18 protein-coding genes are annotated in these 23,413 nt (G+C 74.5%); 13 read left to right on the top strand and 5 right to left on the bottom strand.

Features of this window, described 5'->3' with window-relative positions; all coding sequences use genetic code 11:
* Window positions 1-630, bottom strand: a 630-nt coding sequence (locus BMW99_RS24665; protein ID WP_322900215.1) for a carboxyl transferase domain-containing protein, incomplete at its 3' end; no start/stop codon positions are given.
* Between the two features lie 763 nt (window positions 631-1,393).
* Between BMW99_RS24665 and BMW99_RS24660 the strand changes: the two genes are divergently transcribed.
* The 3 genes from BMW99_RS24660 (at window position 1,394) to BMW99_RS24650 (ending at window position 8,656) form a co-directional block, all read left to right on the top strand.
* Complete coding sequence (locus BMW99_RS24660) at window positions 1,394-3,100, top strand: MFS transporter (RefSeq protein WP_069467176.1); 1,707 nt, start codon at window positions 1,394-1,396, stop codon at window positions 3,098-3,100.
* 269 nt (window positions 3,101-3,369) lie between these two features.
* Window positions 3,370-4,365 (top strand): hypothetical protein, encoded by a 996-nt coding sequence (locus BMW99_RS24655; RefSeq protein WP_143080560.1) that lies wholly within the window; start codon window positions 3,370-3,372, stop codon window positions 4,363-4,365.
* Between the two features lie 124 nt (window positions 4,366-4,489).
* The gene (locus tag BMW99_RS24650; RefSeq protein WP_075017557.1) at window positions 4,490-8,656 is read left to right on the top strand and encodes a carboxypeptidase regulatory-like domain-containing protein; all 4,167 of its coding nucleotides are present in this window, start codon (window positions 4,490-4,492) and stop codon (window positions 8,654-8,656) included.
* 183 nt (window positions 8,657-8,839) lie between these two features.
* Here the strand turns inward: BMW99_RS24650 and BMW99_RS24645 are convergent, their stop codons facing one another.
* Window positions 8,840-9,652 carry a polysaccharide deacetylase family protein gene (locus BMW99_RS24645; RefSeq protein WP_069462101.1) on the bottom strand — a complete coding sequence of 271 codons (813 nt, stop codon included), beginning with the start codon at window positions 9,650-9,652 and terminating at the stop codon, window positions 8,840-8,842.
* Window positions 9,653-10,103: 451 nt separating this feature from the next.
* Here BMW99_RS24645 and BMW99_RS24640 point away from each other — a divergent pair, with 451 nt between their 5' ends.
* The 6 genes from BMW99_RS24640 to BMW99_RS24615 all read left to right on the top strand — a co-directional run bounded on the left by BMW99_RS24640 (window position 10,104) and on the right by BMW99_RS24615 (window position 15,774).
* Complete coding sequence (locus tag BMW99_RS24640; RefSeq protein ID WP_245791608.1) at window positions 10,104-11,789, top strand: ATP-binding protein; 1,686 nt, start codon at window positions 10,104-10,106, stop codon at window positions 11,787-11,789.
* Entirely contained in the window at window positions 11,786-12,208 is a 423-nt protein-coding gene (locus BMW99_RS24635; protein WP_075017556.1) for a roadblock/LC7 domain-containing protein, read from the top strand. Before BMW99_RS24640 ends, BMW99_RS24635 begins: the two co-directional genes overlap by 4 nt.
* Entirely contained in the window at window positions 12,205-12,564 is a 360-nt protein-coding gene (locus BMW99_RS24630) for a DUF742 domain-containing protein (protein WP_075017555.1), read from the top strand. Before BMW99_RS24635 ends, BMW99_RS24630 begins: the two co-directional genes overlap by 4 nt.
* Window positions 12,539-13,156: a GTP-binding protein gene (locus BMW99_RS24625; protein ID WP_075017554.1), complete on the top strand. Its 618-nt coding sequence runs from the start codon at window positions 12,539-12,541 to the stop codon at window positions 13,154-13,156. Before BMW99_RS24630 ends, BMW99_RS24625 begins: the two co-directional genes overlap by 26 nt.
* Window positions 13,157-13,318: 162 nt before the next feature.
* Entirely contained in the window at window positions 13,319-14,521 is a 1,203-nt protein-coding gene (locus BMW99_RS24620; protein ID WP_107485410.1) for a cytochrome P450 family protein, read from the top strand.
* A complete protein-coding gene (locus BMW99_RS24615) occupies window positions 14,518-15,774 on the top strand; it encodes a cytochrome P450 family protein (protein WP_069466687.1) in 1,257 nt (418 codons plus the stop codon). Before BMW99_RS24620 ends, BMW99_RS24615 begins: the two co-directional genes overlap by 4 nt.
* 89 nt (window positions 15,775-15,863) lie before the next feature.
* On the opposite strand, the gene BMW99_RS24610 is transcribed toward BMW99_RS24615, so the two are convergent.
* The gene (locus tag BMW99_RS24610; RefSeq protein WP_107451732.1) at window positions 15,864-16,289 is read right to left on the bottom strand and encodes a winged helix-turn-helix transcriptional regulator; all 426 of its coding nucleotides are present in this window, start codon (window positions 16,287-16,289) and stop codon (window positions 15,864-15,866) included.
* Window positions 16,290-16,652: 363 nt separating this feature from the next.
* On the opposite strand from BMW99_RS24610, the gene BMW99_RS24605 reads away from it, so the two are divergent.
* Window positions 16,653-18,149: an MFS transporter gene (locus tag BMW99_RS24605; RefSeq protein ID WP_079176166.1), complete on the top strand. Its 1,497-nt coding sequence runs from the start codon at window positions 16,653-16,655 to the stop codon at window positions 18,147-18,149.
* A 126-nt stretch (window positions 18,150-18,275) separates the two neighbouring features.
* Here the strand turns inward: BMW99_RS24605 and BMW99_RS24600 are convergent, their stop codons facing one another.
* Window positions 18,276-19,214 carry a 5'-3' exonuclease gene (locus tag BMW99_RS24600; RefSeq protein WP_079138945.1) on the bottom strand — a complete coding sequence of 313 codons (939 nt, stop codon included), beginning with the start codon at window positions 19,212-19,214 and terminating at the stop codon, window positions 18,276-18,278.
* Between the two features lie 74 nt (window positions 19,215-19,288).
* Between BMW99_RS24600 and BMW99_RS24595 the strand changes: the two genes are divergently transcribed.
* Window positions 19,289-20,041 (top strand): helical backbone metal receptor, encoded by a 753-nt coding sequence (locus tag BMW99_RS24595; protein WP_245791607.1) that lies wholly within the window; start codon window positions 19,289-19,291, stop codon window positions 20,039-20,041.
* A 112-nt stretch (window positions 20,042-20,153) separates the two neighbouring features.
* Here BMW99_RS24595 and BMW99_RS24590 read toward each other — a convergent pair whose 3' ends face one another.
* The gene (locus BMW99_RS24590) at window positions 20,154-21,287 is read right to left on the bottom strand and encodes a TDT family transporter (RefSeq protein WP_079138944.1); all 1,134 of its coding nucleotides are present in this window, start codon (window positions 21,285-21,287) and stop codon (window positions 20,154-20,156) included.
* A gap of 70 nt (window positions 21,288-21,357) precedes the next feature.
* Here BMW99_RS24590 and BMW99_RS24585 point away from each other — a divergent pair, with 70 nt between their 5' ends.
* Together BMW99_RS24585 and BMW99_RS24580 are read left to right on the top strand one after the other, a co-directional pair.
* A complete protein-coding gene (locus BMW99_RS24585; protein ID WP_075017552.1) occupies window positions 21,358-22,296 on the top strand; it encodes a LysR family transcriptional regulator in 939 nt (312 codons plus the stop codon).
* Between the two features lie 108 nt (window positions 22,297-22,404).
* A complete protein-coding gene (locus BMW99_RS24580) occupies window positions 22,405-23,376 on the top strand; it encodes a DUF2510 domain-containing protein (protein WP_075017567.1) in 972 nt (323 codons plus the stop codon).
* Window positions 23,377-23,413 lie beyond the last annotated feature (37 nt).

Raw genomic sequence — 23,413 nt, 5'->3', positions numbered from 1 at the left:
CGCACCGCCCAGACCGTTCTGCGTGATGTCCTCACCCGTCACGGCCTTCACGACATCCGGCCCGGTGATGAACATCTGCGAGGTCTCACGGACCATGAACACGAAGTCCGTCAGCGCCGGACTGTAGGCCGCACCACCCGCACACGGACCCAGCATCACCGAGATCTGCGGGATGACACCCGAAGCCCGCGTGTTGCGCTGGAAGATCCCGCCGTAGCCGGCCAGCGCCGACACACCCTCCTGGATCCGCGCACCCGCACCGTCGTTCAGCGACACCAGCGGAGCACCGGCCGAGATGGCCATGTCCATGATCTTGTGGATCTTCGTGGCATGGGCCTCGCCCAACGCACCCCCGAAGATCCGGAAGTCGTGCGCGTACACGAACACCGTCCGGCCGTGGACCGTACCCCACCCGGTGATCACACCATCGGTGTACGGACGCTTCGCCTCCAGCCCGAACCCGCTCGCACGATGCCGCCGCAACGGCTCCACCTCACGGAAGGAACCCTCGTCCAGCAGCAGATCGATCCGCTCCCGCGCCGTCAGCTTGCCCTTGGCCCGCTGCGCCTCGGTCGCCTTCTCGCTCGGCCCGCGCCAGACCTCCTCGCGAATCGCATGGAGTTCGGCCACGCGGGACTGCGCGGTCGGTGCCGGTGCCGGTGCGGGTGCCGGTGCGGGTGCGGGTGCCGGCGGCGCGGTGACGGGCGCGGCGGCGACGGCGGCGCCGTCCGGAGCGACGACGGAGGGCGGCTCGGCGGACTCGACGGTGATCGGAGCGGCGGTGGCCACGGACTTTCCCCTTCCCCTGAGGCAGGCCGGCTGTACCCCGCGGGGGTCGGGGCACAGCCGTCGACTCAGTGTGGGTGTCCGTCCTTTCGGACCGCTAAAGGGTCGTCTGTCCGGCGGTGGAGGGAGCCTAGGCCCGGCCACGGGCCCGGCCAGGACCCCGGACGTCTCCCGGGGCGCCGCGGAGCGGCCTTCGGCGCCCCGGGTGCCGGCGGCGGCACCCCGAACCGCGCTCCCACCTGCGGTGAAAGGCGCGTACCAGCGGCGCCGGGGCCGATCGCGAGCCGGTAGCCGCCGGGGTCGCCGACCGCGAAGCCGCGCCCGCCCGCGATGGCGAGGCGCATGAGCGGCGTCCGCAGCCGCCGACCCCGGACCTCGACCTGCCGGGCGCCGTCGTCGCGCCGACGTCCCGCAGGCGGCGTTCCACGCCGGCCCGCCACACGCCGTCCGGCGGATCACGGGTGCGCCGCGCGGAACACGCACTGCGCACCCCCTAGGCATACCGACCGGTCGGTACTACCCTCTGCCCAACTCCGACCCCGGCGTTCGCGTACCGGCCGCTCCGGGGCCACCCCACCGGTATTCCTGCACCATTTGGAGGAGCCGTATGTCCGCCACTCCGACGTCCTTCGACGACGGCAGACGGGAGCCCGCAGCCCCCGGCGCCGGCGCTCCCACCGCACTCTCCCGGCTGCTGCGCCGGGACCTGGCCGCGTATCCGGCCACCGGGCGCCGGATGGCGTATCTGGCGATCGTGGTCGTCACCACCGTCGTGCTCTACTACATGCTCTACATCCAGTACGCGGTCGCGACGTCGATCATCACCCACTTCGGCATGACCTACCGCTACTTCGTGTGGGTGTCGGTGATCGGCAACGCGGTCGGCGCCTTCGCCTCGCTCGCCGCCGGGCTCGCCGACCGGTGGGGTCGCGCCAACATGGTGGTCTACGGGCTGCTGGCCGCCTCGCTCCTGGTGTTCTTCGGACTGCCCAACGCCGGCAGCAAAGCCACGTACCTGGTGCTGTTCGCGCTCGTCAGCTTCATCGAGGGCGTCGTCCTGGTGGCCACCCCCGCGCTGATCCGGGACTTCTCCCCGCAGTTGGGCCGGGCGACCGCGATGGGCGCGTGGACGATGGGCCCGGTCGTCGGCAGCCTGGTCGTCACGACGGTCACCAGCAACACCCTCGACTCCTCCACCTGGCAGGACGAGCTGCGCTACTCCGGGATCGCCGGGTTCGTCGTGTTCGTGTTCGCGCTGTTCGTGCTGCGCGAGCTCTCGCCCGCCCTGCGTGACCAGATCATGGTCACCCTGCGGGACCGCGCGCTGGTCGAGGCCCGGGCCAAGGGCATCGATCCGGCGCAGGCCCGCCGCGGCGAGTGGCGCCAGATGCTGCGGCCGGACGTCACCGGCTCCGCCCTGGCCATCTCGATCTACCTGCTGCTCTACTTCGCCGCGGTCGGCAACTTCGTGGTCTTCTTCGCCACCACCTACGGCTACACCGAGCAGCGCGCCAACGCCGTCGCCAACTGGTACTGGGCGGCCAACGCCGTCGCGCTGGTCGTGGTGGGGCTGCTCTCCGACAGGATCAGGGTCCGCAAGCCGTTCATGATCGTCGGCGCGCTCGGCTCCATCGTGGCCACCGCGATCTTCGCCACCCGCGCCACCCACCCGGGCACCGACTACTACACCTTCGCCTGGCTGTTCGTGGCCATCGGCGTCTTCAGCGGCGTCGCCTACGCGCCGTGGATGGCGAGCTTCACCGAGACCGTCGAGAAGCACAACCCGGCCGCGACCGCCACCGGCCTCGCGGTGTGGGGATGGACGATCCGCGCGGTCGTGGCGATCTCCGCCGCCTTCATCCCGGTGCTGGTCACCTCGGTGACGCCACTGGTCGACCACGGCGCCGAGGTGGCTGCCGCGCAGAAGCAGGCGGCCCCCGCGCTCGCGATCGTCGGCGCCCACCCGCAGACCTTCGCCGAACTCGGCAAGTACCCGCCGGGCAAGGTGCCGCAGGACGTCGCCGCGCGGGCGGTCCAGGACGTCGGCGCCGCCGACCTCGCCACCGTGCAGAAGGCGCAGCCGCAGCTCGACGTCCTCAAGACGTACGGGACCAAGGTGCAGAAGGCCGCCCACGACGGCCCCGGCCAGTGGCGCACCTGGTGGTGGATCTGCGTCGGCGGCCAGGTGCTGTTCCTGCCGTTCGTGTTCCTGATGACCGGGCGGTGGAGCCCCAAGCGGGCCCGCGAGGACGCCGAGCTGCACCAGCAGGCCGTGGACCGCGAACTGGCCGCGCTCTCGACCGAACCCGCCTGACGGTCCGCGCCCCGGCGGCGCCCGGCCTCGCTGCCCCCGGCCGCGCCCGGCGGTCCGGCCCCCGGCCGCGCCGCCGGGCCACCGGAGGCCGGGGCTCCGGATCTTCCGGGGACCCCGGCCGTGCCGGAACCCCGTCGTCCGCATCCGGCAGCGCCGCAGGTGAGGCGTCCGCGCACGGGCGGCCCCGGCGCGGTGTTCGCGCCGTGACCGCCCGTGACCTGCTCAATTCGACGGCCTTGACCGGTACTTGACGACTACAGTCCCCGATCATGACCGAACGTCCGTTTGAGGCAGTGGGGTTGAGCGCCGATGCGGACCGGGCCTATCCGCTGCTCATCGCCACGCGGGGGGTTGCCGCGGCGGAACTGGCCCGGGGCATGGGGGTGTCACAGGAACGCGCCGAGGCCGCCTGCCGCGAGCTGGCCCGGCGCGGGCTCGTGCGGCAGTCCGGCGACGGCCTGTGGTACCCGCTGCCTCCGCAGTCGGAGTTCCTGCCCCTGGTGGCCCGCGCGCAGGACCAGTTACGCCGCGGCCGCGAGCTGCTCGACCGGCTCGGCGCCGAGTACCGGCGTGTCCACGAGGGACGCAGGGCCGGCCAGATCGTGCAGGTCGTGGAGGGCGCGGCGGCCGTGCGGGAGCAGGTCCAGGAACTCCACGCCGAAGTGCGCGAGGAGATCCTGGTGTTCGCCCGGGCGCCCGCCGCGGGACCGGCCGGTGGCGACGTCCCCGCGCTGCGGCACGGCGTGCGCAGCCGGGTCGTCGTCGAACGTGACGCCCTGGACTCCGGGCGCCTGTTCGGCGCGGCGCACCTGAGGGTCGCCGACCGGCTGCCGGTGCAGCTGTCCATCGCCGACCGGACCCGGGCCCTGCTGCCGCTGGCCGCCGACGGCCAGCACGGCGACCCGCTGATGATGGTCGTGCGGCCGAGCGGGCTGCTGGACGCCCTGGTCACGCTCTTCGAGTCGGTGTGGGCGGCCGGCGTGCCGCTGGGCACCCCGCACAGCCCGCTGCGGCTGCGGATCCTGGGCATGCTCGTCGGCGGCAGCACGGACGCCGCGATGGCCCGTGCGCTCGGCGTCGCGGTGCGCACCGTGCAGCGGCACATCTCCGCGATGGAGCAGGCCGCGGGCGTCGACAACCGCATCCAGCTCGTCTGGCACGCGGCCCGGCACGGCTGGCTCGACGGGCAGCAGCCGGCTCCTCCCGGACAGCCCGGCGACCCCGCGTTACGGGCGGGGGCGGGCGGTGGCGGGATGCCGACGTGACGCAGGAGCGGGAAGTTGTCATGTGTCCGACACGGCGTTCGGGATTCCGAAGGTGCCTGTGGTGCACAGGTATACGCCAGCGGTCCGACTGGACCGCGCACCCATGGCCCAAGGGAGACCCACCTTGCGCATACCCTCGCTCAGACGTCGCGCCGCCACCGCGGCCGCTCTTGCCGTCGTCGCCCTCCAACTGCCCCTGGCCGTCGTGGCACACGCCGCCCCCAAGGACCAGTCCGACCGTCCCGACGTGGTGCGGCAGTGCGCCGACCCGAAACCGGGGGCGTTCTCCTGCTTCGCGCTGCGGCGCACCGACGTCGCCGCCCGGCGCGGGCTTCAGCCGGCGGCCACCACCCCCGCCGGCTTCGGGCCCGGCGACCTGCAGGGTGCGTACGCGCTGCCCGCCGACGGCGGCGCCGGCCAGACCGTGGCCATCGTCGACGCCTACGACGACCCCAACGCCGAGGCCGACCTGGCGGTCTACCGGCAGCAGTTCGGGCTGCCGGCGTGCACCACCGCCAGTGGCTGCTTCAGCAAGGTCAGCCAGCGCGGCGGCACCGACTACCCCACCCCGGACCCCGACTGGTCCGGCGAGATCTCCCTCGACGTCGACATGGTCTCCGCGGTCGCGCCCAACGCCCACATCCTGCTGGTCGAGGCCGACTCGGCGAACTTCGAGGACCTGGGCGCCGCGGTGGACGAGGCCGTCGCCCTCGGCGCGAAGTACGTGTCCAACTCCTACGGCACGGGCTACTCCAGCACCCCGGGCAGCGGCGAGGACCCGTCCGAACTCACCGCCATGGACCCGTACTACAACCACCCGGGCGTCGCCGTCGTCGCGTCCTCCGGCGACAGCGACTACGGCGTCAGCTACCCGGCCGCGTCGCAGTACGTCACCTCGGTCGGCGGCACCGCGCTCACCCGGGACTCCGGCACCAGCCGCGGCTGGAGCGAGTCGGTGTGGAACAACGCCTACGGCGGCCCCGGTTCCGGCTGCTCGCTGTACGAGCCGAAACCTGCCTTCCAGACCGACACCGCGTGCGCCAAGCGGACCCTGACGGACGTCTCCGCGGTCGCCGACCCGGTCACCGGCGTCTCCGTCTACCAGACCTACGGCGGCGGCGGCTGGTCCGTGTACGGCGGCACCAGCGCCTCCTCGCCGATCATCGCGGGCGTGTACGCCTCGGCCGGCACCCCGGCCGCTGGCACCTACCCCAACGCGTACCCGTACGCGCAGCGCGGTGCGCTCAACGATGTGACGACCGGCGACAACGGCACCTGCACGCCGGCCGCGCTGTGCACCGCGGGACCCGGCTACGACGGCCCCACCGGCCTCGGCACCCCCAACGGCCTGGCCGCCTTCCGCAGCGGCCCGCACGGGGTCATCAAGGGCACCGTCACCGACCACGCCACGGGCGCCGCCCTCGCCGGCGCGACCGTCAAGGCCGGCGACTACTCGGCGACGTCCGACGCCACCGGCGCCTTCACCATGGACATCCCGCCGGGCAGCTACGACGTCACGGCGAGCGCCTACGGCTACAGCAGCGCGTCCGACAACGGTGTCGCCCTGACCGACGGCGGGACCGTCACCGAGTCCTTCGCGCTGGACGCCGTACCGCGCCAGACGGTGACCGGCAAGATCACCGACGGCTCCGGCCACGGCTGGCCGCTGTACGCCAAGATCACCGCGGACGGCGTGCCCGGCGGCCCGGTCTTCTCCGACCCGGTGACCGGCGCCTACACGCTGACCCTGCCGCAGAACGCGTCCTACACGCTGCACATCGCGTCCGACTACCCGGGCTACCAGACCGTCGACAAGACCGTGCAGGTCGGCGCCGCCGGCAGCACCGTCAACGTCGCCGTCCCGGTGGACGCGGAGGCCGCGCAGGCCCCCGGCTACGCCGTCCATCTCAGCGGCCCCACCGAGCCGTTCACCAGCACCACGGCCGCCCCGGACGGCTGGAGCGTCACCAACGCCACCGGCACCACCGGCGGCTGGGCGTTCGACGACCAGGGCAACCGCGGCAACCGCACCGGCGGCAGCGGCGGCTTCGCGATGGTCGACAGCGACCACATCGGGTCGGGCCTGCACCAGGACACCGCCCTGCTGTCGCCCTCGTACGACCTGAGCGGCCAGAGCGACCCGATCCTGGCCTTCGACACCGACTACAAGGAGTTCTCCAACTCCACCGCCGACGTGGACGTCTCGGCCGACGGCGGCACCACCTGGACCACGCTGTGGCACAAGACCACCACCTCGGTGACCGGCCCCTCGCACGTCTCCCTGCCGCTCACCGACTACGCGGGCAAGAGCGACGTGCGGCTGCGGTTCCACTACACCGGCACCTGGGCGTACTGGTGGGAGCTGGACAACGTCTTCGTCGGGCAGCGCAGTTACGACCCGGTGCCCGGCGGCCTGATCGTCGGCAACGTCACCGACGCCAACACGGCGGCGGGCGTCAACGGCGCCACGGTCACCAGCACGGACGCCCCCGACGACCACACCACCACCGTCGCCACCCCGGACGACCCGGGCCTCGGCGACGGCTTCTACTGGACGTTCTCGCACCTCACCGGCAAGCACCCGGTGTCCGCCGCGGCCTCGCACTACACGACCGCCACGGCCACCGCGAACGTCCCCGCGGACGGCACCGCGTCACGCGACCTGACGCTCAAGGCGGGTCGGCTGAAGGTCACTCCGGCCTCGATCGCCAAGACCGTCGCGTGGGGCAAGAGCGCCGCGCAGACGGTGACGGTCAAGAACACCGGCACCGCGCCGGCCACCGTGACCCTGGGCGAGAACCCGGGCGGCGTCGTCATCCAGCAGGCCGGCGCCCCGCTCAACCTCGTCAAGGGCCACTACTCGCCGCTGTCGCTGGCCGCGCAGGCCGCCAAGTCCGGTGCCGCCGGCGGCGGCACGGCGGGGGCCAAGACCGCGGCCACGCCCGCCGACACCGCCCAGGGCGCCGCGGGCACGGCCTGGCAGACCATCCCCGACCTGCCCGTCACCACCGGGGACAACGCCGTCGCCACCTACCAGGGCACCGTGTACTCGGCGTTCGGCTACACCGGGCTGAACGACACCAGCGACCTGTACGCGTACAGCGCGGACAGCGGCGCCTGGACCAAGCTCGCGTCGGCCGCCGACACCCGCGAGGCCCCGGCCCACGGCATCATCAACGGCAAGTTCTACGCCGCCGGCGGCTGGGGCGCCTCGGGCAGCCCCGATGCCAAGCTGGAGATCTACGACATCGCCGGCAACACCTGGTCCACCGGTGCGAACACGCCCAAGCCGTACGCCGGTTCGGGTAGCGCGGTGCTCGACGGCAAGCTGTACTCGGTCGGCGGCTGCACCGCCACCGCGTGCGGCACCACCGACGTCACCGCCTACGACCCGTCGTCCGACTCGTGGGCGAGCCTGGCCGCCTACCCGGAGCCGGTGTCCTGGGAGTCCTGCGGCGGCGTCGCCGGCAAGCTGTACTGCGCCGGCGGCACCACCGACGCGGGCAGCATCACCTCCGCCTACGTCTACGACCCGGCCGCGGACTCGTGGTCGCCGATCGCCGACCAGCCGACCGACGCCTGGGGCGCGTCCTACACCGCCGCCAACGGGCTGCTGCTGGTCAAGGGCGGCGCCGTGCAGAGCGGCGGCGCGCTGAGCAACCAGACGTGGGCGTACCAGCCGAACGACAACACGTGGACGGCACTGCCCAACGCCAACTCCTCGCTGTACCGCGGCGGTGGCGGCGTCGGCTTCTACGCGGTCGGCGGCATGACCGGCACCACGCCCAACAAGGCGGCCGAAGTGCTGCCCGGTTACGACCAGACCGAGTCCGCCGACGTCACCTGGCTGTCGGAGAGCACCGGAACGGTCACCGTCGCGCCCGGCGCCAGCGCCACGCTGACGGTCACGGTCGACGCGTCCGTGCCCGAGATCACCCAGCCCGGCGTCTACACCGCCTCACTGGGCCTGGGGTCCGACACGCCGTACCGGCTCGACCCGATCGCCGTCTCGATGACGGTCAAGCCGCCGGCCAGCTGGGGCAAGATCGCCGGCACGGTGACCGCCTCGGGCGGGGCGCCGATCGCCGGCGCGACCGTGCAGATCACCAGCTGGGCGACGCACTACACGCTCAAGACCGGCACGGACGGCTCGTACCAGCTGTGGCTCGACGTCCGGAACAACCCGCTGCAGGTCATCGTGGCCAAGGACGGCTACCAGCCGACCGTGGCGACGGTGCGGATCACGAAGGGGGCGACCACCACGAAGGACTTCACGCTGCTCAAGGACTGACCGCCGCTCGGGACCCGGTGCGGCCCGGCCGCCGTGCCGCACCGGGTCCGCTCACTCCAGCCCGGTCGCGCGCAGTGTGGGAGTGTGAGCCGGCCGCCGGTCAGCCCGGTGGCCGGCTCACCCGTCACTCCCTGCGTGGAGCGCCCGGGCGGGTGCGCCCGGCCCTGGTCCCTGCGGACCCATCTACGGGCGGTAGACCTTGCCCGGTTCCGGCGTCGCGGGGGCCAGCAGTTCGGGGACGGTCACGAACGTGTACCCCTGCGCACGGAGCGCGTCGATGATCCCGGGCACGGCCGGGACCGTCCCCCGGTAGAGGTCGTGGAGCAGGATGATGCCGTCGCGGTGGGCGTCCTTGAGTATCCGCCGGTGTATCAACGCGCTGTCGGTGGTGGCGTAGTCGGACGCCGTGTCGTTCCACAGCACCTCGGAGAGGCCGAGTTCCCTGCACACCTTCGAGACCTTGTCGCTGGTACGGCCCTGCGGCGGGCGCATGAGGGTCGGCCGGGTTCCGGTCAGCTTCTCGACCGCCGTGTCCAGCCGGTCGAGTTCGCTGCGGATCTCGGCGGGGTCGAGATCGGTGAGCCGCCGGTGCGTCCAGGTGTGGTTGCCCAGCACGTTGCCGCCCTGGCCCATCTGCCGTACCAGGTCGGGGTACGTGTCGACGTGGTTGTGGCCGAGCAGGAAGAACGTGACCCGGACCTTCTTCTCCCGCAGCACCTTCAGCAGCGCGGGCGTGTTCGCGCTCGGGCCGGCGTCGAAGGTGAGCGCGATGCACTTGGCGACGCGGCAGTCGACCGCGCCGGGGGCGAGGGCGCCCTTGTGCCCGCCGCCCGCCGCGCCCGTGCCGCCGCCCGAACCCGCCGTGCCCTGACCGCCGTCACTGCTCCCGGCGTCCGCCGCCGCCGCGTATGCCGCGTCCCGGGCGTCCTTCGGGGACACCGTGTCGTAGCGGGTGCAGCCGGTCAGCCCCAGCGCCAACGCGACCGCGGCGGCCATCGCCGGCACGCCGCCGCGCCGGGCGCCCCCCGTCGAGCGAGATGTCGCTCGGGACGTCGATCCTGACGTCGTTCGGGGCATGGCCAACCTCCAGGCTGTGAGTCCGCTGTGCCCGCGGGCCGCGGGCCCGCCCACTGTACACAGCCTCTATACACGCCATGTATAGCGGGTGACCTGGGTGCGCACGAGAGCCGTCGGGGCGGGGAGTCCGCGGCCGCGCCGCGCGGGTCGCGGCCGTGCTCCCGCGGTCGCCCGAGTGCGGTGGCGAAACGGGGGAGGATCGGTTCACCGGCAGACAGTTCGGGTCAGATGTCGTCCTCAAGTTCCCACAATTAAAAGGATCTTCGCGCAAAACACCGGCGCAAGCGGTCCCGTGCGGTGTGTACTGGGCGGGTCCGCCGCAAGGCGGGCCGACACCCTTCACCCGCATGGACCCTCTGAGGCCGATTCGATGATCGAGATTCCGGACCTGGTCCTCGGCTGCCTGGCCGCCGGGACCCTGGCGGCGTTCGCCCTCGGGGGCGCCCTGCTGCGGCTGCGCCGCCGCGGCGCGCGGCAGGCCGGGGAGATCGCGTCCCTGACCGCCGCGCTCGACACCGAACGCCGGGAACTCGACCTCGGGCGCGCGGAGTTGGCGGACGCCAGGACCGAACGCGCGCGTACCGCCGCGGCCGTCGCCGCCGAGGTCGTCCATCTCGCCCGGCAGCGCGTCCCCGCGGCGGCGACCGCCTCCGCCCACCCGCACGTGAAGGTGCCGGGCCCCCTCGGCGCGGCGATCGACGGCACCCCGCTGGGCGACGCGCTCGACGAGGCGCAGGCCGCGGTGCTGACCGCCATGGCCCAGGAGCGCAAGCGCGTCGACGCGGCGGCCCGCGCCGGGATGCGCGGCGCCACCCGCGACATCCAGGCCGGCCTCTACCGCCTCCAGGACGTGCTGCGCGGCCTGCAGCGGCAGTACGACGACCCCGAACTGGCCGAGGTGCTCTTCGCCCTCGACCACGAGAACGAGCAGTCGCTGCGCCGCGCCCAGGTCACCGCCGTGGTGTGCGGCGCCTGGGTGGGGCTGGCCCGCGAGGAGTCGCACCTGGTCGAGGCGGTCACCGGCGGCCAGGCCCGGCTCGTCGGCTACCACCGCGTCAAGGTGCACCACCACCTGGAGGCGGGCACCGCGCTGGTCTCGCACGCGGTCGAGCCGGTGGCGATCATCGTCGCCGAACTGCTCGACAACGCGCTGCGCCACTCCGCGCCCGACACCGACGTCGTCGTCAACCTCGAACGCGTCCCGCACGGCGTCGCGGTCACCGTCGACGACTACGGCGTCGGCATGGCGGCGGACGAACGGGCCCGGGCCCAGCGCATGGTGGGCGGCACGGAGCCGATCCTGCTGTCGGAGCTCGGCGACCCGCCGCGGATGGGCCTGGCCGCCATCGGCCAGCTGACCCGGCGCTTCGACCTGTCGGTGGACCTCTCCTCGCCGTCGCCCTACGGCGGCGTCCGCGCCGTCCTCCTGATCAGGAACCACCTGCTCAGCCACATCGACCCGGCCGAGCAGCCGCCGGCCGCCGCCACGCCGCGCCCCACCCGTGCCGCCGTGCAGATCCCCGAGCAGCGCACCGCGCACGCACGCGGGGCCGCGCCCGCCGAGCCCGCGGCCGGCGCCCGGACCCTCACGCACGAGACGGGCGCGCCCGTCGGCGCCGCGGCGCACGCCCCGGCCGGCCACGACGCACACGACGGCCGCGAGGACGCCCCCGGCGCGCCCGCCCCTTCCGCCGGGCACGACGCGGACCGGGCCGGTGACGACCTCGGCCCCGCGGCGGACGCCGGCCCCCGCCAGGACATCGACGACCGCGACCTCCGCGACGACCGCGACCTCCGCGACGCCCCCGCCCCCCGCGACGCCCGGGCCGCCGTCGACGCCGAATCCGTGTCCTCCGCCCCGGGCGACGCCTCCGAGGGCGACGCCCTGCCCCAGCGGCGCCGCCGCAACCGCAGCACCGACGCGGGCGGCGCCCCCTCCGCCCCGGCGGCCCCCGCCCGCACCCCCGAAGAGGCCGCCGCAGCGCTCGGCGCCCTCCAGGCCGGCACCGCCGCTGCCCGATCCGAAGCCGACACCGAAGGGAGCGACCCGAGATGACCAGCCGCGACACCGGCGACACGGCCTGGGTGCTCGATCCGATCCTGGAGATCCCGCACGTCAAGGCCGCCGTCCTGCTCACCCGGGACGGACTGGTCTCCGGCTACACCGAGGCGCTGTCCCAGCCGACCGCGGAGCGGACCGCCGCGATCATCAGCACCGTGCAGGGCGCCTGCCGCACGGCGGCCGCGGCGTTCGCGGACAAGGACGACGCCCAGGTCCGCCAGGTCGTCATCGAGTCCGACCACGGCTACATCCTGGTCGCGCCGACCGCCCACGGCACCTGCGTGGCCGCCTTCGGCGACCCCGAGGTGCGTCTCGACCTGCTCGCCCACCGGGTCCACTCGCAGGTCGCCCGCCTCGGCGAGAAGACCATGACCGCCGCGCCCCGCGGAGCCGATGGCGGCGCTCCGGCATGACCGCCCGCCGGACCGGCCGCCCGCTGGTCCCCGCGTACCTGTCCACCGGCGGCGTGGCCACGCCGCGCCGCGGCAGCCTCGAGCGGCTGTCCGTGCTCGCCGCCACGGACCAGCCCGTGCCGCAGGGACTTCCCGCGGCGCAGCACGCGCTGCTCGACGTGCTCGGCGACGGCTCGCTGACCGTCGTGGAGAGCGCGGCGCTGCTCAGACTGCCGGTGTCGGCGATCCGGGTGCTGGCCGCGGAGCTGACCGACCGCGGCCTGGTCACCTCGCGACCGCCGGTGCCCGCGGCCGAACCGCCCGATCCCGACCTGCTGAAGAGAGTGGCCGATGGCCTCCGCGCCCTCAAGCACTAGCGGTCTGCGCCAGCCGGGCAGCGGCCCGCACCTGCCGGACACCGCACGCGAACTGGTCAAGATCCTCGTCGCCGGGCCCTTCGGCGTGGGCAAGACCACGCTGATCGACTCGGTCTCCGAGATCACGCCGCTGCACACCGAGGAGCAGCTCACCGAGGCGTCGGTCGCCGTGGACGACCTCGCCGGGGTGCGGGACAAGACGACCACCACCGTCGCCATCGACTTCGGCCGCATCAGCCTGCCCGGCGGGGTCGTGCTCTACCTGTTCGGCACCCCCGGGCAGGAACGGTTCCGCTCGCTGTGGGACGACATCGCCTACGGGGCGCTCGGGGCCCTGGTCCTGGTCGACACCCGGCGCATCGACGACTCCTTCGACGTCCTCGGGCTCGTCGAGGAGACCGGCCTGCCGTACGCGGTCGCGCTCAACACGTTCCCCGACTCCCGCAGTTACACCGAGGACCAGCTGCGCGCGGCCCTCGACCTGGAGCCCGGTACGCCGATGGTGGCGTGCGACGCCCGGGAGACCAACTCCTCCATCGACGCCCTGCTCGCGCTCGTGCAGCACCTCATCGACCGCAGCGCGGGCACGTGAGCCGGCCGGGCGCCGCCGCGCCGGCCGCCGTGCCGCCGCGTTCCGGCCCCCGGCCGGTCCCCACCCTCGCCGATTCCCCGTCCGGAGCCCCTCGTGAACCCCTCGACCTCCCCGCCGCCCAGTCCGAAACCCGCCTACCCCGCGCCCGCCGAGGCGTTCACGCTGTCCACGCCGGTGCGGCTGTGGGAGGACGGGTTCGGCGCCGATCCGCACCACTACTACGAGGCGCTGCGGGCACAGGGGCCGCTGGGCTGGGCCGAACTCGCCCCGGGCGTCCCGGCCTACGTCGTGACCGACCGGCAGGCCGCGCTCGACCTGCTGCACGACGACGCGACGTGGTCGCACGACCCGCGGCCCTGGGAGACGACCGTCGCCGAGGACGCGCCGATCCTCGGCATGATGCGCTGGCGGCCCAACACCCTGTTCTCCGACGGCGAGGCGCACGTCCGGTACCGCAGGGCGTTCGTCGACGCGTTCGACCTGGTCGAGCCGCACGACCTGCGCGAGCGGGTGCACCGCGCGGTGGATCTGCTGGTCGGCAGGTTCGGTCCGGCGGGCGAGGCGGACCTCGTCTCCGGGTTCGCCCGGCCGCTGATGTCGCTGGTCTTCAACGACCTGTTCGGGCTGCCCGACAGCGAGAGCGGCCGGCTGGAGGCGGGCCTCGGCAAGATGATGGAGGGCGGCGCCCAAGCGGCCGAGGGCGAGGCGGAGTTCGGCGCGTACGTGCTGGACCTGATCGCCGCGAAGTCCGAGCGGCGCGGGCCCGACATCACCAGCTGGCTGCTGGACCACCCGGTGGAGCTCACCGCCGAGGAGGTCACCTGGCAGGTGTTCCTCACCCTGGGCGCGGGCCACGAGCCGACCGCGAACCTCGTCTCCAACGTGCTGTCCCGGGTCATCGGCAACCCCGACTTCTACTCGACGCTGACCAGCGGCTCCAGGCCGATCACGGACGCGGTCACCGAAGTGCTGCGCTACGAGACGCCGTTGTCGAACTACGGCATCCACTACGCCCGCGAGTCGGTGAGCTTCCACGGCGTGTGGGTGCAGGCCGCGGTGCCCGTCGTCATCTCCTACGGCGCCCTCGGGCACTTCGGCGAGCGGGAGTTCGGCGCGGCGCACCACCCCAGCGACGCCTCGCACCTGTCCTGGTCGGCGGGCGAGCACGCCTGCCCGGTCAAGCACCACACCCTGCTGATCGCCACCGAGGCCGTCGAGCGGCTCACCCAGTGGCTTCCCGACCTGGAGCCGGTCGTCCCACGCGACGCACTCGCCTGGCGCCCCGGCCCGTTCCACCGTTCGCTGACCGCCCTGCCCGTCCGCTTCACCCCTCGCACCCCCGACCAGTCCGGAGAGCGCCCATGACCACCTCCACCCGTCTGGCCATCGATCCGTTCGGCGACGACATCCCGGCGGAGAGCGCCCGGCTGCGGGCGCTCGGCCCGGTCGTGCCGGTCGACCTGCCGGGCGGCATCCCCGCCTGGGCGCCGACCGGTTACGACACCCTGAAGTCGCTGATCCTCGACCCCCGGGTCAGCAAGGACCCGCGCCGGCACTGGTCGTTGTGGCCGCAGGTCGCGGAGAACCCGTCCTGGGGCTGGATCCTCGGCTGGGTCGGCGTGGTCAACATGCTGTCCACGTACGGCGAGGACCACACCCGGCTGCGCAGGCTGGTCGCCCCCAGCTTCACCGCCCGCCGCACCGAGGCGATGCGGCCGCGCGTCGAGGCGATCACCGCCGGACTGCTGGACGCCCTGGAGGCGGCCGGCGCGGCGGCCCCCGGCGCGCCCGTCGACCTGCGGGCCGCGCTCGCGTACCCGCTGCCCATGCGGATGATCTGCGAACTGTTCGGCGTGCCCGACGACTTGGTGGAGTCCGTCGGCACCCTGATCGCCGCGATCATGGACACCTCCGACCCCAGTCCCGAGCACGGCGCGTTCGTCCAGGAGCAGATCGGCACGGTGCTGCCCGCGCTGATCGGCTACCGGGCCGAGCACCCGGGCGACGACATGACCACCGAGCTGATCCGGGTCCGCGACGAGGACGGCGACCGGCTCAGCGACGAGGAGCTGCTGTTCACCCTGCTGCTGGTGATCGGCGCCGGCTTCGAGACCACCGTCAACCTGATCGGCAACGCGGTGGTGGCGCTGCTCGGCCACCCCGAGCAGCTGGCCGCCGTCCGCGCCGGTACGGTCGGCTGGGACGCGGTGGTGGACGAGACGCTGCGCGTCCACCCGTCGATCGCGTCGCTCCCCTTGCGGTTCGCCGTCGAGGACATCGCCATCGGCGACGTCGTGATCCCGGCGGGCGACGCGCTCGTCACCACCTATGCGGCCGCCAACCTCGACCCCGCGCACTACGGTGACGACGCCGCCGAGTTCAACGCGATGCGGGCCGCCGACGACCACCTGGCCTTCGGCATCGGCGTCCACCGCTGCATCGGCGCCCCGCTCGCCCGCGCCGAGGCCCTGACCGCGCTCCCCGCCCTCTTCTCCCGCTTCGAGCACCTCGCCCTCGCCGCCGACCCGGGCACCCTGAAGCAGGTCCCCTCCTTCATCGCCTTCGGCTGGCAGCAGATCCCGGTGTTCCTCGACGGCACCGCTGACCGCGACGCCTGACCGCGCAGCCCGACCCCGGCGGCTGCCCGGGCCCGGCCCGGGCCCCGGCAGCCGCTTCGGTCATGTCCGGGGCCGGAGGCCGGTGACCGCTACCGCGGCCGCACCGGGGTCAGGGACTCGCGGGTGACCGGGTCGCCGCAGTGGGCGCAGTGGAGGGCGACGTCGACGGTCTCCCCGCAGGTGTGACGCAGGTCGAGCGCGGGGGAGTCCACCGCCCAGCGGTCACCCCAGGCGCGCAGGGCCATCAGGACCGGGAAGAGCTCCTGGCCGGACCGGGTCAGGTGGTACTCGTAGCGCGGCGGGTGCTCGCTGTACTGCCGGCGCTCGACGACCCCGGCGTCCTCGAGCTTGCGCAGGCGGTCGGCGAGGATGTCCCGGGACGCGCCCGTGTAGCCGGCGATCTTCGCGAAGCGGTGCACGCCGTAGCCCATCTCGCGCAGCGCCAGCAGCGACCACCGCTCGCCGAGGATGTCCAGGGCCGCCGCGATCGAGCAGGGCCGGGGTGCGAGCGGCATCGCCGCCATCGGCGGCAGCGGCGCACCGCCGCCCCTCCCCACCGCGTCCACGGCACCCGTACCCGCCGCCGCACCCGCACTCGCGGCCGCTTCCGATCCTGCGTCCCGTCCCGGTCCGCGTGGCGCTTCCGCCGTCTGAGGGGCGTCCGCCGCTTCCGCGGTCCGCGCCCCTGCCGTGCTGCCGTCCATGCCCCCAGCCTAGCTCGCGGTCAGTTGTGTTCTCCTACTCACCGCCGCTACAGTCGGTCGAGTCGGTAGGAAATCACAACACACTCCGCCGTCGGACCGCGCGCACCCCGAGCGCGCGCACCCCATCCCGAAGGCGCGGTCCCGCGCACCGCGCACACATCACCGAGGGGCACCATGACCATCCCGGAGCGGACGCCCGCCGCCGCTGCCGCCGGCTCGGCCGCGGACGCGCACGACTCGCCGGCCGCCCGGCGGCACGCCCTGCGCGTCCTCGCCCTCAGCAGCCTCGGCGTCTTCGTGGTGTTCCTCGACACCACGATCGTCAACGTCGCCTTCGCGACCATCAGCCACGGGTTCCACACCACCACCGGGCACCTGGCCTGGGTGCTGAACGCCTACAGCCTGGTGTTCGCCGCCGTCCTCATACCGGCCGGACGGCTCGCCGACCGCTACGGCCGCAAGCGGGTGTTCCTGACCGGCATCACCGGGTTCGCCGTGACGAGCGCGCTGTGCGGCATCGCGCCGAGCGCGGGCGCGCTGATCGGCGCCCGGGCCCTGCAGGCGGCCTTCGCCGCCCTCGTCACGCCGACCTCGCTCGCCCTGGTGCTGCCCGAGTTCCCGGCCGCCCGGCGCCCGATGGCGATCGGCACCTGGGGCGCGATGGCGGCGGCCGCCGCCGCGCTCGGCCCCACCACCGGCGCCCTGCTCACGCAGTACGCCTCGTGGCGCTGGATCTTCCTGGTCAACGTGCCGGTCTGCGCCCTGGTCCTGGTCGTGGGCCTGCGCCTGCTGCGCGAGGCACGCGAGCAGCACGCCGAGGGCCTGCCCGACCCGGTGGGCGTGGTGCTGGTCGCGGCGGTCCCCGCCGCGCTGAGCCTGGCCATCATCGAGGGCCCCTCGTGGGGCTGGTCCGACCCGCGCGTCATCGCCGCGTTCGCCGTCGGCGCCCTGCTGCTGCCGGTGTTCCTGCTGCGCACCCGCGCCGCCGCCCACCCCGTGATGGACCTGGCGCTCTTCCGCGTCCGGCAGTTCCGCGTGGTCAACGCGTCGTCGCTGCTGTTCTCCTCGGCCTTCTACGGGATGCTGCTCGCCAACATCCTCTTCCTGCAGACGGTGTGGGGGTACTCGGTACTGCGCGCCGCCCTGGCCAGCGCGCCGTCGCCCCTGGTCGTCACCGCGGTCGCCCGCACCGCGAGCCGGCTCGGCCACACCTACGGGCCCAAGCGGGTGCTCTCGGCCGGTGCGGCGTGCTGGACCGTCGGCCTGGTGCTGCTCGCGGTGGGCGCCGGCGGTCACCCGCACTGGGTGACGGGCTTCCTGCCCGCGTCGCTGATCATCGGTCTCGGCATCGGCCTGACGCTGCCCGTGCAGTCGGGCGCCGCCGTCCAGTCGCTGCCGCCCGCGCGGCTCGCCGTCGGTTCGGCGATCAACGCCAGCTTCCGGCAGCTCGGCGCGGTCCTCGGCATCAGCGTCTTCGTGGCGGTCCTCGGCACGCCGACGCCGGCCACCGCCGTGGACGCCTTCCACCACGTGTGGTGGGTGCTGGGCGCGCTCGGCCTCGCCTCCGGCCTGCTGCTCCACCTCCCGCGGCTGCGCCGGGGCGCCGATGACGCCGACGGTGCCGCGTCGTCCCCCGAGAAGGCGCCCGCCGAGCCGGCCCCGGCGGCCTGAGCGCCGCCCGGGCCCTCCCGACCGCCCTCGGTGTCCGCCACGCCTGTTCCCTCGGGAGTGGCGGACGCCGAGGGCCCCGCCCTCCGGGCGGACGGCGACCAGGCGCCCTGAGGGCGGGGTCCGGACTCAGCCGGCCGCGGCCAGGGTGTCGAGGAGCCGGGTGAGCGAGCCGCCGAGGCCCCAGCGCTCGGCGAGCTGCTCCAGCAGCCCGGGGTCGGCCGGCTCGGTGGGGAGCGCCGCGTCGAACGCCGGCAGCGGCACGTCCCGCGCGACCCGCACCACCGCGGGCGCCACGTCGAGATACCCGGCCGCCTCGGTGATGTTGCGCCGCCGGGCCGGCGTCAGCTTGGAGAACGGGTCCGCGGCCGCCGCCCGCACCCCCGCCAGGTCCCCGTACTCGGTGACCAGCTGGGCGGCGGTCTTCTCGCCGATGCCCTTCACACCGGGCAGGCCGTCGCTCGGGTCGCCGCGCAGCGCCGCGAAGTCCGCGTACTGGTCCGCCCGCACCCCGTACCGCGACGCGATCAGCTCCTCGTCGACCACGTCGCAGTCGCCCACGCCCTTGCGCGGGTACAGCACGCGCACCCCCCGCGCGTCGTCGACCAGCTGGAACAGGTCGCGGTCGCCGGTCACGATCGCCACCGGCCCCGCGGCGGCCGAGGCGAGCGTGCCGATCACGTCGTCGGCCTCGTACCCGGCGGCGCCCAGGCGGGTCAGGCCGATCGCGTCGAGCACCGCCTCGATCACCGGCACCTGCGGCGACAGGGTGTCGGGCACCTCCTCGACGCCCTCGGTCTCGGCGACGACCCGGTGCGACTTGTACGACGGGATCAGGTCCACCCGCCACTGCGGGCGCCAGTCGGCGTCCATGCACGCCACCAGCGCGGCGGGGGAGTGGTCGGCGACCAGCCGGGCGATGAAGTCCAGCAGCCCGCGCACCGCGTTGACCGGCGTGCCGTCGGGCGCCCGCACGGACTCGGGCACGCCGAAGTACGCGCGGAAGTACAGGCTCGCGGTGTCGAGCAGCAGCAGCCCGCCGGGCCTGCCCTCGGTCGCCTCGGTCATCGTCGTGTGATCCCCTCGTCCGGCACGGCGCCAGCATGGCACGCCCCGCCGACAGCCCGCCGTACCGTGGGCCGGTGACCGCGAAGAGTCCGGCGCCCGTGCGGCGCCTCGTCAGCCTCGTGCCCTCGCTCACCGAGGCGGTCGCCGCGACCGCGCCCGGCCTGCTCGTGGGCGCCACCGACTGGTGCACCCACCCCGCGGACCTGGACGTGGCCCGGATCGGCGGCACCAAGAACCCCGACGTCGCCGCGGTCGCGGCGCTCGCACCCGATCTCGTGATCGCCAACGAGGAGGAGAACCGCCCCGCCGACCTGGCGGAACTGCGCGCCGCCGGGCTGCGCGTCCTGGTCACCGAAGTGCGCTCGCTGCCACGGGCGTTCCGCGAACTGGAGCGCGTCCTCGTCGGCGGGTGCGGCGTCGCCAGGCCGCTGTGGCTGGACGAGGCCGAGGCCGCCTGGCGCGCGGTCCGGCCGGTGTCCCCGCGGCGCACGGCCGTGGTGCCCGTGTGGCGGCGGCCCTGGATGGCGCTGGGCCGCGACACGTTCGCCGGGGACGTCCTCGCGCGGCTGGGCGTGGACCACGCCTTCGCCGGGGACCCCGAGCGCTACCCCCGCTTCGACCCCGCCGCGCTGACCGGCGCCGACCTCGCGGTCCTCCCCGACGAGCCGTACCGCTTCACCGCGGACGACGGCCCCGAGGCGTTCCCCGGCCTCCCCGCGGCTCTCGTCGACGGCCGTTACCTCACCTGGTACGGGCCCTCCCTCGTGCGGGCCCCCGCGGCCCTGCTCGCCGCCCTCGCAGACCCGCTGCCGCCGCGCGGCCGTTGACCTTCCGGACCGTTGACCTTTCGGACCGTTGACCTTCCGGACCGTTGACCTTTCGGACCGTTGACCTGCCGGCCCGGCGCCGTCCGGCCCGGCGCCGTCCGAGCCGGAGGCGTCAGGCGGGCCGGGCCACGCTCGCCCGCACCGTGCCCGCCGCGGCGGCCAGCCAGGCGGCGGCCAGCGCCGCGTACAGCGCGACCGCCAGCCAGGTCAGCGCGTGCAGGCCGGTGTGGCGGGCCAGGCCCGCGGCGCCGGTGACGCAGGTGCCGACCGGGAAGGTGAACGCCCACCAGGTCATGGAGAACCCCATGCCGTTGCGGGCCGCCCTGACCACCAGGGCGAGCGCGATCGCGAGCCACAGCAGGGCGAAGCCCATCACCGGGACGCCGTACAGGACGGCGAAGCCGCGCAGCGCCGCCGCGTAGGGCCCGGGCACGCTGCCCGGCGCCGCGTCGGCGACGTTCCCGGCCGCCGTCGTGGACTGGCCCAGCGGGCCGAGCACCAGGAACAGCGCCGGGGTCAGCGCCACCGGCAGCGGCCCGGTGCGCAGCAACCGCCCCCACACCAGAGGCAGCAGCGTGAGCGTCGCCAGCAGGCTCATCCCGAACATCGCCAGGCACCCCAGCAGCAGCGCCTCGCGGCCCTGTACGTCGCCGGCCGGCAGATGCGCCACCAGCGCAGGGCCGAGCGCCGCCGCCACCATCGGCGCCACGATCGGCAGCAGCCACACCGGCGACGCGTCGTCCGCGCCGATCCGGTGCCGGGTCACCATCAGATACGGCACGCCCGCCGCGACCAGCAGCGCGAGCACGGAGCCGGCCCCCCACAGCACCGCGTCCAGACCGGTCGCGGCCGGCTCGCCGATCACCGTCCGCCCGCAGGACAGTGCTCCCGCGCCGACCGCCAGCAGGGCCATCGGCAGGCAGCCGAAGAACGGCGCGACCGCCGGGTCCAGCAGATCGCCGCGGGCCGCCGCCGGGTGGCGGATCCAGCGCAGCGCGCGCGCCCCCAGCACTCCGGCGAGCAGCACCACCGACAGCACCCACACCACCGAGCAGGCGTCCCGCAGCCACGGCGGGCTGCCGGGCAGCGCCACCCCGGCGTTGCCGACGATCGCGGTGCCCATCACGGTGGCGTACCAGTTGGGCCCCACCTGGCGCAGCGTGAGACCCCGCCGGCCCACCGGCACGGACGGGGACGGGGCCCCCGGAGCGGACAGGGACGGGGACGGAGCACTCACGACAGCCATACCCCGACCCTCGCCGAGGCCGTCCCCGGCCGGTAGGGGCCGCCCGGCTATCGGCACATAAGCTGGGGTTATGAGCAGCGCCACCGAACCGCACGGGGAGCCCGCCGCGCCCCTCGCGCACCGGGTTCCCGACCTCGGGGCGATGGAGCTGCTACTGGCCGTCGCCCGCCTGGGCAGCCTCGGCCGGGCCGCGCGGGAGCTCGGCATCAGCCAGCCCGCGGCCAGCGGGCGGCTGCGCGCGCTGGAGACGCAGCTCGGCGTGGCCCTCGTGCGGCGCTCGCCCAGCGGTTCCCGGCTCACCGACGAGGGCGCGCTGGTCAGCGTCTGGGCCCGGCGCGTGGTCGAGGCCGCGGAGGCGTTCGACGTGGGGGCGCGGGCGCTGCGCGGCCGCCGCGACTCGCGGCTGCGGGTCGCCGCCAGCATGACCGTCGCCGAGTACCTGATGCCCGGCTGGCTGATCGCCCTGCACGGGCGGCGGCCCGGCACCGCGGTGTCGCTGGCCGCGGGCAACTCGACGGCCGTCGCCCAGCAGGTGCTGGAGGGCGAGGCGGACCTCGGCTTCGTCGAAGGACTCGACGTGCCGACCGGCCTGGACTCCGCGGTGATCGGCCACGACCGCCTGCTCGTCGTCACCGCGGCCCACCACCCCTGGGCGCGCCGGCGGCTGCCGCTGCCCGCGGCCGAACTCGCCGCCACCCCGTTGATCCTGCGCGAGTCCGGCTCCGGCACCCGCCAGGTCCTCGACGCCGCCCTGGCCCCGCACTCCGGACCGGCCGCGCCGCTGCTGGAACTCTCCTCGACCACCGCCGTCAAGGCCGCCACGGTCAGCGGCGCCGGCCCCGCCGTGCTCAGCGAACTGGCCGTCGAGGAGGAGCTGGGCACCGGGCGCCTCGCCGCCGTGCCGCTCGCCCCGGACCTCGTCCTGACCCGCTCGCTGCGCGCCGTGTGGCCGGCCGGCCACCGCCCCACCGGTCCCGCCCGCGACCTCCTCGCGCTCACCCGGGGCTGAACCGCGGCGCGCCGGGCACCCCCGGACACCGTTCCGTTCCAGGGCTGCCGCCCGAATCGTGACCAGGCGCTTACGGGATTCTCATGCTCGGGCCATAGGGTGACCGCCGTGACGACGACGACCCCGCCCGGCTGGTATCCAGAACCCGGGCACACAGGCAACGGCCCGGCCATGGAACGCTGGTGGGACGGGAGCGCGTGGACCGAGTACACCCGGACCGCACCAGCGCCGGACGTCCCGCAGCAGCCTGGCGCGTACGGCTACCCGTACCCGTACCCGTCCGGTGACCCGCAGGGCGGCCGCGGGCGCAGGCCCGGCACCGTCGTGCTCGCGATCATCGCGGCGCTCGTCGTGATCGGCGGTGTCGTCGCGGGCATCATCGTCCTCGGCTCGAACGGCAAGAAGGACGACGCCTCCTCGCCCACGTCCGCCACGAGCGCCCCCCAGGACCAGGGCAAGGGCCTCACCCCGCGGTCGCCCGGCCAGACCCCCACGGGTCCCGGCGGCGCCGGCGGCCAGGACGGCGGCCAGGGCGGGGACGCCAGCAAGGCCGTCGACGCCTACGACGGCATCAGCCTGCCGGTGCTCGACGGCTGGCAGGGCGCCGCCGGCCAGAGCGGCGTCGGCGCGAACGTGACGACCGGTGGCTACCCCTGCCCCGGCGACTCCTCGCAGAGCTGCGTGCGCGGCGGCGCCTTCGCCGCGCCGGCCGAGGCACTGAAGCTGTCCGCCAAGACCGCCGAGGCGGCCGCGAAGGCGGACATCGCCCCCAATGCCGCCAACGCCTACAGCTCCGACACCTACGGCGCGACCACCTCGCACAGCGAGGTCGCGTCCCGGTCCGTCACCGTCGCGGGACAGCAGGGCTACCTGGTCCGGTGGAAGATCAGCACCAAGTCCGGCACGGACGGCTACGTCGAGTCGCTGGCCTTCCCGTCGCCCTCCGGCAACGGCAAGCTCGTCGTCGTCCGCTTCGGCTTCGACATCAGCTCCGACGCGCCGAAGCCGGCGGACATGGACACCATCACCGCCGGCATCAAGGCCGACAGCTCCGGCGGCCAGAGCGGCACCGGCGTCTGACCGCCCCACCCCGCCGCCCCGGGCCCCCGCCACTCCC

Source organism: Actinacidiphila rubida, assembly GCF_900110255.1.
In the GTDB taxonomy this organism is placed as follows: Bacteria; Actinomycetota; Actinomycetes; order Streptomycetales; family Streptomycetaceae; genus Actinacidiphila; species Actinacidiphila rubida.
The sequence above is the reverse complement of the archived record's forward strand: the minus strand, read 5'-3'. Positions and strand labels throughout refer to the sequence as shown.